This window comes from Streptomyces griseoviridis (genome assembly GCF_005222485.1).
GTDB classification, from domain to species: Bacteria; Actinomycetota; Actinomycetes; order Streptomycetales; family Streptomycetaceae; genus Streptomyces; species Streptomyces hintoniae.
In genome coordinates, this window is record NZ_CP029078.1 from 4,206,652 (window position 1) to 4,217,844 (window position 11,193).

The 11,193-nt window shown below is 74.8% G+C and carries 9 protein-coding genes; 2 read left to right on the forward strand and 7 right to left on the reverse strand.

Features of this window, described 5'->3' with window-relative positions:
• Nucleotides 1-157: 157 nt before the first annotated feature.
• A complete protein-coding gene (locus DDJ31_RS17750; protein ID WP_240678168.1) occupies nucleotides 158-3,061 on the forward strand; it encodes an AfsR/SARP family transcriptional regulator in 2,904 nt (967 codons plus the stop codon).
• Between the two features lie 49 nt (nucleotides 3,062-3,110).
• Here the strand turns inward: DDJ31_RS17750 and DDJ31_RS17755 are convergent, their stop codons facing one another.
• On the reverse strand, nucleotides 3,111-3,629 hold the full coding sequence (locus DDJ31_RS17755; protein WP_127179303.1) for a DUF4913 domain-containing protein: 519 nt from the start codon (nucleotides 3,627-3,629) through the stop codon (nucleotides 3,111-3,113).
• A 228-nt stretch (nucleotides 3,630-3,857) separates the two neighbouring features.
• Here DDJ31_RS17755 and DDJ31_RS17760 point away from each other — a divergent pair, with 228 nt between their 5' ends.
• Nucleotides 3,858-5,054 carry a hypothetical protein gene (locus tag DDJ31_RS17760; RefSeq protein WP_127179302.1) on the forward strand — a complete coding sequence of 399 codons (1,197 nt, stop codon included), beginning with the start codon at nucleotides 3,858-3,860 and terminating at the stop codon, nucleotides 5,052-5,054.
• A gap of 79 nt (nucleotides 5,055-5,133) precedes the next feature.
• On the opposite strand, the gene DDJ31_RS17765 is transcribed toward DDJ31_RS17760, so the two are convergent.
• The 6 genes from DDJ31_RS17765 to DDJ31_RS17790 all read right to left on the reverse strand — a co-directional run bounded on the left by DDJ31_RS17765 (nucleotide 5,134) and on the right by DDJ31_RS17790 (nucleotide 11,062).
• Nucleotides 5,134-6,606 carry an ATP-binding protein gene (locus tag DDJ31_RS17765; protein ID WP_127179301.1) on the reverse strand — a complete coding sequence of 491 codons (1,473 nt, stop codon included), beginning with the start codon at nucleotides 6,604-6,606 and terminating at the stop codon, nucleotides 5,134-5,136.
• A 70-nt stretch (nucleotides 6,607-6,676) separates the two neighbouring features.
• A complete protein-coding gene (locus tag DDJ31_RS17770) occupies nucleotides 6,677-8,173 on the reverse strand; it encodes an SCO6880 family protein (protein WP_127179300.1) in 1,497 nt (498 codons plus the stop codon).
• Nucleotides 8,160-9,452: a hypothetical protein gene (locus tag DDJ31_RS17775; protein ID WP_127179299.1), complete on the reverse strand. Its 1,293-nt coding sequence runs from the start codon at nucleotides 9,450-9,452 to the stop codon at nucleotides 8,160-8,162. The genes DDJ31_RS17770 and DDJ31_RS17775 overlap by 14 nt, the downstream gene beginning before the upstream one ends.
• A complete protein-coding gene (locus DDJ31_RS17780) occupies nucleotides 9,452-10,204 on the reverse strand; it encodes a hypothetical protein (protein ID WP_127179298.1) in 753 nt (250 codons plus the stop codon). Before DDJ31_RS17780 ends, DDJ31_RS17775 begins: the two co-directional genes overlap by 1 nt.
• A 42-nt stretch (nucleotides 10,205-10,246) precedes the next feature.
• Nucleotides 10,247-10,579 carry a hypothetical protein gene (locus DDJ31_RS17785; protein WP_127179297.1) on the reverse strand — a complete coding sequence of 111 codons (333 nt, stop codon included), beginning with the start codon at nucleotides 10,577-10,579 and terminating at the stop codon, nucleotides 10,247-10,249.
• A gap of 9 nt (nucleotides 10,580-10,588) precedes the next feature.
• A complete protein-coding gene (locus tag DDJ31_RS17790; protein WP_127179296.1) occupies nucleotides 10,589-11,062 on the reverse strand; it encodes a DUF6668 family protein in 474 nt (157 codons plus the stop codon).
• Nucleotides 11,063-11,193 lie beyond the last annotated feature (131 nt).

Below are 11,193 nucleotides of genomic sequence, written 5' to 3' on the forward strand. Positions count from 1 at the left end.
TCAACATCCGCTCCGTGGTCCGTGCCGGCCCGCTCCACCGGCGTCCCCCCGCTCCTGACGGGGACGTCCATGAAACGGAAGAGAGGTGAGAACGGTTCACTTTGTTTCCAGTCTGGATCCATCCCGTCCGGCGTCCGGCATGACTACGCTGCACGGCGTGGAGGACAGAACCCCGGCATCCCTGCGGTTCTCCCTGCTGGGACCGCCACGCGCCTGGCACGCGGGCCGTGAGCTGTCCCTCGGCCCGCCCCAGCAACGCGCCCTGCTCACCCTGTTGCTCCTGCACCGCGGCCGGACCGTCGACATCGACGCGCTGGTCGACGGGGTGTGGGGGGACGCCCCGCCCGCCGGCGCCGTGCCGGTGGTGCGCACCTACGTGTCCCGGCTGCGGAAACTCCTCGAACCCGACCGCTCGCCCGGCGACGCGTTCCGGGTCCTGGTCTCCGCGGGCCGCGGCTACGCGCTGCGCACCGACACCGTTGTCAGCGACCTCGACGAGTTCGAGGAAGCCGTCGCCGAGGCGCGGGCCGACCGCAACTCCGGTGAACTGGAGTCCTGCGCACGCCTGTTGCGCACCGTCCTGGCCGCCTGGCAGGGCACCCCGCTGGCCGGGGTGCCGGGACCGTACGCGCAGGCGGCCAGGGACCGGCTGACCGAACAGCGGCTCAGCGCACTGGAGTTCTGCCTGCGCGTCGAACTCGACCTGGGGCGGCACGAGTCGGTGGTCACCGAGCTGGTCGCGCTGCGGGACGCCTGCCCGCTGCGGGAGGGCGTGTCGGAGCTGCTGCTCATCGCCCTGGCCAGGTGCGGGCGCAAGGCGGAGGCCCTGGAGGCGTACGCCCGCACCCGGCGCACCCTGGTGCGGGAACTCGGCGTCGAACCGGGTCCCTCGCTGCGGGCCGTGCACGCCTTCCTGCTCGCCGACGACCCGGACCTCACGCCCCCACCCGCCCGCCGCACGGTCCCCGCGCAGCGCCCCGCCCCCGCCCCCGCTCCCGACCCGCAACCGCCGTACCCCGCCCGCCCCGCGCACGGCGTACGCCCCTCCCAACTCCCCGCCGACTCGCCCCTGTTCACCGGACGGCAGACGGAACTCGCCCAGGCCGACGCCCTGCTGTCGAAGGACGAGGGGCCCGCGGCACCGGTCATCGGCGTCATCGACGGCATGGCCGGGGCGGGCAAGACCACCTTCGCCGTGCACTGGGCGCACCAGGTCGCCCACCGGTTCCCCGACGGCAGCCTCTACGTCAACCTGCGCGGCTACGACCAGGACGGCGCCGTCATGGACCCGTCCGCCGCCATCGAGTCCTGCCTCACCGCCCTCGGCGTCCCGCCCAGCACCGTGCCCGAGGGGCTCGACGCGCAGGCCGCCCTCTACCGCAGCGTCCTCGCCGGACGCCGGGTGCTGATCGTCCTCGACAACGCCCGCGACACCGAACAGGTGCGGCCCCTGCTGCCCGGCACCCCCGGCTGCCTCGTCATCATCACCAGCCGCAGCCGGCTCAGCGGCCTGGTGGCCGGGCACGGCGCCCACCCGCTCACCCTCGGCCTGCCGAGCGCCGACGAGGCCCACGCCATGCTGGTGCGGCGGGTCGGGCACGCGCGGGCCGCGGCCGAACCGGTGGCCGCCGACGACATCGTCAACCGGTGCGCGCGGCTGCCGCTCGCCCTGGCCATCGTCGCCTCCCGGGCCGCCAGGCACCCCGGCTTCCGGCTCGCCGACATCGCCGCCGAGCTGCGGGCCGACCACGGCAGCCTCGACGCCTTCACCGGCGGCGACGCCCAGACCGACGCGCGGGCCGTCTTCTCCTGGTCGTACCACGCGCTGGCCCCGCAGGCCGCTGCCCTGTTCCGGCGGCTCGCCCTGCACCCGGGCCCCGACGTCACCTCGCCCGCGGCCGCCGCCCTGCTCGGCGTCGACATCCGGCGGGCCCGCGCGCTGCTCGTCGAACTCACCGGCACCAGCCTGATCGCCGAACGCGCCCCCGGCCGCTTCGTCTTCCACGACCTGCTGCGCGCCTACGCCGCCGAACTCGCCGACGCCGAGGACAGCGAGGAGAGCCGCAGGGCCGCGCTGCGCCGGCTGCACGACCACTATCTGCACACCGCCCACCACGCCTCCCTCACCCTCGGCCCGTTCCGGGAGACGATCGCCCTGCCGCCGGCCCTCGCGGACAGCGCGCCGCTCACCTTCCGCGGCAAACGGCAGGCGACGGCGTGGCTGCGCGCCGAACGGCACGTGCTGCGCGCGGTGATCGAGAGCGCGGCCGCGGGCGGCTTCGAGGATCACGCCTGGCGCACCGCGTTCTCCCTGGAGCTGTATCTCGACCGGCTCGGCTACTGGCACGACCTGATGGAGATCAACCGCACCGCGCTCGCCTGCGCCGTCGTACTCGGTGACCGCAACGGCCAGGCGCACGCCCACCGCGCGCTCGGCTTCAGCCACACCCGCTTCGGCCAGCGCGACGAGGCGCGCGCCCATCTGGAGCGCGCGCTGCGGCTGTTCGGGGAGACCGAGGACACCCTCGGCGCGGCCCGCGCCCACCGCCAGCTCGCGTTCCTCGCCAACGACGAGGGCGATCACACCGTCGCGCTGCTGCACTACCGGGAGGCCCACACGCTGTACCTGCGGCACGGCCACCGCAGCGGCGAGGCCGGTGTCCTCAACGAGGTGGGCTGGACGTACATCCTGCTCGGCGAGGCCGAACGGGCCCTGGAGCACTGCGAGAAGGCCGTCGCGCTGCACCAGGAGATCGGCGACCCGAACGGCGAGGCCGCCGCCCAGGACAGCGTCGGCTACGCCCACCACCACCTCGGCCACCACGACGCGTCGCTCGGCCCCTACCGGCGCGCCCTCGACCTCTACCGCGAGATCGGCGACCGCTATCTGGAGGCGGACACCCTGCGGCACATCGGGGACGCGCACCACGCGGCGGGCCGCCCCGAGGCGGCGCGGGAGGCGTGGGCCGCGGCGCTGGTCCTGCTGGAGGAGGCGGGCCACCCGGACGCGGACGCGCTGCGCCGGGCGATGCGACGGCAGGAGGGCCCGCCGCCGCGGTGAGGCCGGGGGCGGCCGGCGGGTGCTGCCGGACGGCGGGTCCCGCTCGCCGTCAGCCCCGGACGGGCGGCGGGCCGAACGGGTCCATGGCGTCGACGGGCGGGATCTCCTTCGACCGGTGGTTGCCGGGCTTGCAGCCGGCGAAGGGGCCCATCGCGTCCCGCAGCACGTTCATGGTCGGCCCGAGGTGGTCGCGGTGCCAGACGGACGGGCCGCTCATGTCGGTGCCGGGGCCCGTCAGGTCGCCCCACGCCAGCCACAGCCCGTGCAGCAGCGCGATCGCCTCCTGGTGCTCCCACCAGCGGGAGCACCAGGGGGCGCTGGAACTGATCTCACGGCCGTAGACGGGCAGCAGCACATGGTGGGTCCACAGGGTCAGCTGCCGCAGGGTCTGGCCGTAGTCGGGACCGTCCTTGTAGAGGATGAAGTGCGGGGGGCTCTTGGGCTCGGAGCGCGGCGGTTCGAGGCCGCCGGGTGCGCCCGGGTCGTTCGGCTCGTCCAGGCCGTCCGGCGCGTCCGGCGCGTCCGGCGCGTCCGGGAGGGCGTGGAGTTCGGGGCTGTCCGTGGACATGCCGTCCTGCTTTCTGCTCGGCGGGCCCCGGCGCGGTCGTTCGGGCGGGGTGAGTACGACACGTACGCCCGCCGTGGACGGTTCACCGGCGGTGCCGTCGCACCCCGGCTTTGAACCGGGTGCGGGACGGGCGCGTTGTGGCCTCCCGACCGGATGTCGCTGCCGGTCGACGGCGGCGGCGCCACAGGCTCCGCGAGGAGCTTCCTTCCGAAAGAAGGTGCAGACCGTATGGCTCGTGACAACAGCCCAGGGTCGGAGCACAGCTCAAACGCGAGTTCGAACGCGAGCTCCTACTCCTCGATCGACATCACCGAGGCCCACGTCCAGGAGCAGGTCGCGAAGCGGGACAGGAGCGGCCACCGGATCAAGAAGAACGGGCACACCGTCTACGAGACCCGGACGACCACCGAGATGCGGTACCGGCCGTCGCCCCCCAACTCCGTCCCGGACAACGCGCCCCCGCTGCCGCAGGGAGCGATCGGCGTCTACGACCGGCAGAACCGGGACTTCTACGCCGTGACCCCGTCCCACACCCCCGGGGTCAAGGGCCTGATCACGCGATGGAGCGAATCGGCCCAGCGGTTCCGCGAGAGTCTCCCCAAGGGCACCAGGAAGGTCGCCGACTTCATCGTCGACGTCGCCCCGACGCTCGCCCAGGGCATCGCGAACCAGTTCGGCGAGGACAGCACCGGCGCCCGGATCACGAACTACGCCGCCGCCGGACTCCAGGTGGTCGCGGCGGCGCGTGACGGCAAGCACGTGATCGACCAGTACAGGGCGGGCGGCCACCAGAACTGGGGTGACGTCGCCGCGACCGGGCTGCGGGGCGTGGCCGCGATCGGCAACGCCGTCCACGCCGCCGCACAGGGCACCTCCAACAGCGCGTTCGAGCAGGCCGGCGACATCAGCAACTCGGTCGCCACCCACTCGAACGGCATCGCGACCGGCATCGACATGTTCGCGCCCTCCCAGAGCGATCTGGAGGCCCAGCGCAACCCCTACCAGCTGCCCACCAACCCGACGCTCGGCAGCGCGCCGGGCCAGTACCCGCCGGGGTACGACGTCTCGAATCTGTCGAACGCGTCCGGGACGGACTCCTTCGGGATGGGCGGCCTCCAGCGCGCCCTCCCGCTGAGCGCCTACCCGCAGCCCTCGGCCTCCACCGACCAGGGGTACGGCGCCTACCCCCAGTCGACGGCGTTCACCCGTATCGGACCGGTCAACATGTCCCCCTCGTACACGGCGCAGAGTTCGCAGGGGGGCGGCTACGGCGGGTACCCGTCGAACGCGGCGACGTCGTCGGCGGCGCAGAGCTACACCCAGCAGCAGGGGACGTGGGGCAACACGGCACCCAGCAGCAGCACCGTCAACAGCTACAACAGCCGGGTGGACCCGCCCTCCAAGGGCAAGCAGCGCAAGAAGTAGCCCGCACCGGCCGGGCCTTCACCGGGCGCCGTCGGTCTCCCTCGCGGGGGCCGGCGGCGCCCGCCCGTTCCCGGGGCCGTCAGCGCTGGGTCGGCCGGTTCCAGCGCTTGTTGGTGTTGTTGACCTCCAGCTCCGCCGCCGTCAGGTCCACGTGCAGCGGGATGCCGGGACGGCTGCCGACCTTGATGAGGAAGTTGCCGAGCCCCGGCGGGGTGCCGTTGCGGCCGCTCGCGCCGTCCCAGGCGGGCGGTGTCGACCAGTCGACCAGCAGCCGCTTCTCCGCCTCGGTCAGCTCCACCACCTGGGAGAGCTGCGGCATCTCGGCCGGCGGCAGGCCCGCGCAGATCACCATGCCGGCCCGCTCCACGAACCCCTTGGCCTTGGTGCGGTCCTCCTCGGTGGGCAGCGCGAGCAGGTCGTCGAGGCTGTGGGTGATCATCGCGAGGCCCACACCGCGCTGCCGGTCGAGCCGGGTGAGGGCGTTGACCCGGTCGACCAGGCCGCGGCCGGCCTGGAGGACGCGCCAGAGTTCGTCCATGACGAGGAAGTAGTTGCGCTGCGGTTCGAGGCCCGCGTCGGCGAGCGCGTGGGCGGCGGAGACCGCGCCGAACCCGTACGACCAGCACGACAACAGGGCCGCGGCCTGGAGGAGTTGCTCGCTGTCGTCGATGCCGCTGACGTCGAAGCAGACCGGCCGGTCGAGCTTCATCGGCTCGGTGGTGGGGCTGGCGAAGGTGCCGCCGAGCCGGCCGTCGCCGAGGAGCGCCGTCAGGGACGCCTCCAGGTTCTCGGTGATGTCCCGGTAGCGGTCGATGTCACCGCGGTCGAGGGCCACCGCGCGCACCGACTCGGGGGCGTCCTTGATGACCCGCACCAGATCGCCGAGGACCGGGACGCGGTCGGGGCCGTGCCGGTCGTCGAGGACGTTCAGGGCGGCCGAGAGGATCGTCTCCTCGCGGTCGGTCGGGGGCGCCGAACGCAGGATGGTGATCAGCGCGGACACCATGTGCAGCCGGCGGCCGTGGACGTCGGCGAGGAGGCGGTGCCTGGCCTCGCCGGTGAGCCGGGCGGCGGCCTGCACGGACTCGCCCGGGTCGAGGACGTTGAGGTTGCCGCGCCCCCGGCCGAGGCTGATGACCTGGCCGCCGATGGCCCTGATCAGGTCGGTGTAGTCGGGCTTGAGGTCGCCGAAGATCAGCGGGTGGACGCCGTAGCCGGCGAGGCCGAGGGCCATCCGGCGCACCACGGTCGACTTGCCGAGGCCGGGCCGGCCCAGGACGAACATGGAGGGGTTGGCGAGCAGCCCGGTGCGGGTGAACCAGGAGACCGGGTCGCAGCAGACCGTGGCCCCCGAGTCGAGGTCGCGGCCGAGCGGCACACCGACCATGGGGGTGCCCGCCCCGGCGCCGAACGGCCAGAGGCCGCACACCTGGACGGAGGTGCCGCGCCACTCGGGCGCGGGGTCGACGTAGCCGACCATGCCGCCGCCCGGTCCGGGCCAGCCTCGCGGCGTGGGCCGCGCGGGGCGGGGTTCCTTGGTCTTCGATGCCATCGAACTTCCCTGGGGGTCGAGCGGGTTGGCGGTGGTCGGCGCGGTCCGCCCGGCGGCGGGCGGCCGGGGCTCACATCACGTCACGGACCGTCTGCGGGAGCGCCGTGTGCAGCGGCAGCACCAGGCCGAGCGGCAGGGCCGCCGCGAACGCCGCCGCCTGCGAGCCGTAGACCGGGCGGACCGCGATCCGGGCGGCGGGCGCCAGGTTGTCGACGGCGGCGGCGGCCTTCGGGAGGTCGGCGGCCGAGCCGACGGTCGCGGTGATGAGCATGCCGAAGCGGATCACGCCGTGGCCCTGGGCCTGCTCCTCGGTGGTGCGGCGGGCGGCGCTCACCTCGGCGTCGTCGCGGGCCTGCCCGATCTGTGACTGCTGGGCGTTGAACAGGGCGTTCTTGTAGTCCTGCTGGACGACCCGGGCGCCCTCGGCGCGGCTGTGCGGGCGGTAGAGCAGGGTGATGCGCTTGCGGGCGATGTCGCGGTTGGGCTGCACGAGGCTGGTGAGGACGTTGGAGAACACCTCGCCCTGCGGTGCCTCGGTCATCGCCCAGGTGACGCTGTAGGCGCCGTCGTGCCGGTAGTGGTCCCAGGACTCCTGGGCGGCCATCGGTCCCGCCTGGTCCCAGGTGAGCCCGGTGCCGCCGGCCGCCCGCGCCTCCTCGACGAGCGTCGAGACGGTCGGGTCGTAGGCGACGCGCACCGCCTCGGCGAGTTCGGTCGCGGTCATCGGGACGGCGGTGCCCGCGCCGGTCATCGACAGGCCCGCGGTGAGTCCCGGCAGCCGGGTGCCGATGTGCAGGGCCATGTCCTCGACGCTGCGCCGGGGCGAGCCGGGGCGGGCCGCGCCCGAGTAGGTGAGGGTGATGCGGGTGGCGATCTGCGCGGAGCCCGCCGGGTAGGCGGCCAGGACCTCGCGGAGCATCTCGGTGGCGAGGTCGGGGGCGCCCGCCGCGGTGTTGGCGGCGATCTCCTGCTGGAGCCTGACCCCGGAGTCGGGGGCGCTCTCCACGCTGACGCTGGCCGCGACCAGGCCGGGTTCGGCGCCGAGCGCGGAGAGCCACTGGCCCCAGTGCGCGACCCAGGTGTCGACCTGCTGCTCGTCGACGAGGGCGGCGCCGTCGGCGTCGCAGGAGATGACGACGGCGTGGTGGCCGGTCGACGGGATGGTGATCATCGCGAAGGGGCGGCTGTAGCCGTCCTGCGCCTCCGTCAGGACGGACTCGGCGGCGAGACCCGGCAGCCGGCAACTGCCGAACCCGGTGCGGCCGGTGGGGCCCGAGCGGTAGAGGTGGCCGCCCGCCGAGGTGCTGCGCCACCAGGCGAGCCTGACCGCGCCGCGCTGCATCAGCGTGCGGCCGTGCCGGTCGCGGACCGCGAGCGGGGCGGTGGCCACCACCAGGACGAGACCGAGGGCGAGGGCCGCGTAGGCGGAGACGAGGGTGGTCAGGACGACGGCGATCAGTCCCGCGAACAGCAGCATCGTGGCGCCGAGGGAGAGACCGCGCAGACCGGAGGTGCGGGGCTTGCGGAAGTTGCCGTAGGTGCGGGGGGTGGCTTCAGTGACGGCCACGGGACTCCTCCTGCTGGTCGGTGTGCGGCCGGGCGGGCACCGGCACGGGGGCCGCCGGTCCGTCCCCCGGGTGGGTGTGGCCCCGCTCGTCCGCGGCGGCCTCGGGGGCGGGCGGCGCGGACTCCTCGGCGGTGCGCCCGCCGGCCGGCGGCGCGTCGCGTGCCGCGGGGGCCGTCTCGGCGCCCCGCGCGGTCCGGCCGTGGCCGGCGCCCGGCGCGAACCGCGCGCCCGCCGACTCGGCGCCGACGGCGGCGCCCGACACCGACCGCCCGGCGGCCAGGCCGCGCAGGTGCGGGACGGCGAGCGCGCCGGAGGCGGCGGACGCGGCACCGGCGGACGCAGCGGCGGCGGCGCCGCGCGCGCCGCGGCCCGAGCCGGAGACCGCCGCCTGCACGACGGGCGCGGCGAACCGCAGCAGCGCGGGCAGGGTGAAACAGGCCAGCACGATCAGGACGACACCGGAGACCATGGAGACGACCTGGTTGTCCTGGTGCTGCCCGGCCATCGAGAAGGCGGCGGCGTAGACGACGGCGGCGGCCGGTTTGTACAGCACGAACGCGAGCAGCCAGCCGACGGAGCGACGGAACCAGATCCGTCCCGTGGGGGTGCTGCTGGCCGCCGCCGACAGCGGCAGGGTGCCGCTGAGGATGACCAGCATCGCCATCCGCATGATCATGAGGGCGATCTGCGCGATGCTCGCGACGATCACGAGCAGCGCCATGATCAGGACGAGGAACGAGGAGTCCGTGCCGCCCAGCGCGAGCATCGCCGAGGTCCGCTTGTCGAACTCCGCGACGCACTCGGCGACCGGTTCGCCCGCGGAGCTGATCTGCCGGCAGCCGGTGGAGCGGTCGATGATCCAGACGCTGAACCGGTCGCCCGCGACCGCCAGCAGGTTGACGGTGGCGACGCCCGCAGCGGAGACCACCACCAGGTTCAGCAGCCCCTGGAGGGCCTGCCTGGCGGGTTCGCTGCGGCGCTGCCAGGCGAGGTGCCCGGCCGCGATCAGCAGACAGAGCACGGCGGTGAACGAGGTGAACCAGAGGGTGGAGCCGCGCAGCAGCGCGACCGGCCCGCTCTGGGCGCCGAGGTCGGGGGTGCCCAGGTTCATCCAGGCGCTGCCGAGGGCCTTGACGACGGTGGCGGCGGCGCGCGCGGCGTCGTCCGCGATGTCGTCGAAGCCGCTGCCGCCGAGGTCCTTGGGCGCGGTGCCCGAGCCGTCGCCGACGCAGTAGCCGCCGACGGTGGGGGCCACCCAGCCGAAGTCACAGCCCGCCATCACACTCCTCCCCAGGAGACGTATCCGGCGAGCGAGTCGACCGGGGTGGGCGCGGCCGGGTCGGCCGGGTACTCGAGGCGCCAGTCGCCCGCGCGCCAGAGCATCGTGGTGGTGGCGGCCTGCAACTGCCCCGCGGGGAAGCGCCACACGGTCTCGATGACGGCGGTGGTGTCGTGGTAGGTGACGAACCGGAACCCGGCGATCTGCCCGTGCGCGGGCCGGTCCCCGTCGGGGGCCGCGGTCTTCTCGGCGGCGGCCCGGTCGGCGAGGTAGGAGTCGCGTCCGGCGCCGACGGTCTGGGCGCGGGTGACGGACTTCCAGTCGTCGGCGGCCAGGTAGCGCACGCTGATCTGGCTGGACGCGAGGAGCGCGCCGAGCGGGGTGCGCGCGTAGCAGCGCGCCAGGTCCTTGCCGGTGTCGGCGGGGCCGGCCGCCTTCGACGCGGGCAGCGCGACACCGTCGTACAGCGCCCAGGTCACCCCGGCGGGCTCGGCGGTGGGCACGCCCTGGCGGGTGTCGGCCAGCGTGGGGCAGGTGCCGTCCGAGGCGTGCGCGCCGGTGGCGCCGGGCGGTGGTGCGCTGCTGGTGGCGGGCGGGGCGGCGGCGGCCTCGTCGGAGCCGCCCGAGGTGGCGACGACGGCCCCTCCGACGACGGCGACGAAGCCGACGAACGCGGCGGCCGTCACGAATCCGGTCCGCAGCCACGGGCTGCGCGGCTCGTCGGCCGCCGCGGCGTCCGCGGGCTCTGCCATGGTCCCTCTTCCTTCTCGGCTGCCGGGATGGCGCCGGGGCCGCTATATGAGCGCGCTGACGATCCCGGACGCGGAGCCGACGAGCAGACAGGCGCCGAGGACGAAGCCGAGCCCCCTGACGTGCTCGCGGCCGCCACCCTTGGAGTGGTCGACCGCCATCCGGGCGGCGACGCCGAAGATGCCGGCGACGCAGAGCGCGGTGACCGACCAGGCCACCCACCGCAACACCGTCAGCAGGCCGTCGGCGCCGGGGGGTGCCACGCCCGCGCCGACGTCCGGGACGCCGGAGGGCTGCCCGGCCGCCAGCACGGTGTGCCGGGCCAGCGAGGCGAGGTGGGGTGAGGCGTCCGCGGCGGCCGCCAGCAGGCTGGACAACGGGTGCTCCTATACGGGTCGGGTGAGTCGGGTGAGGTCGCGCGCCAACGGGGCGCACTCCTTGGGCAGATGGGCCAGGGGCGGCTCGCCGAGCCGCCACTGCTCGACCCACGGGATCTCCCACAGCCTGGGGACGGCGCCGGAGACGAGCCGCACCTTGTCGCGCAGGACGGCGGGCCGGCGGCCCGGGGCGTCCGCGACGACGACGAGGCCGAGCAGTTCGACCCCGGCGACCGCGCCCGACGCCCACTGCTGCGCGGCCAGTTGGGCGGCCCTGATGCCGTTGGCGCTCGACCTGGCGACCAGGACGACGCGCTGCGGCCGGGCCGAGACCGGCCAGGCACGGCCCGCGTCGAGGCCGCCGGGCACGGCCCGCTCCAGGGTGCTGACGCCCGCCCCGCCGTGCGCACCGAGCCACCACCAGGCCTGTCCGAGGCCGGGGTGGGGTGGCGCGACCGGCAGTCCGTGCTCGGGCGGCGGCACTCCGGGGCCCTGCGGGGCCGAGGGCCCGGTCAGTTCGGCCGTGTGGTCCTGAACCGATCGGCCCGGTTTCCCGTTGGTGCCCCCGGAGGGTCGCGACTGCGGCAACCAGGGATTGAGAACCGCATCCCCCG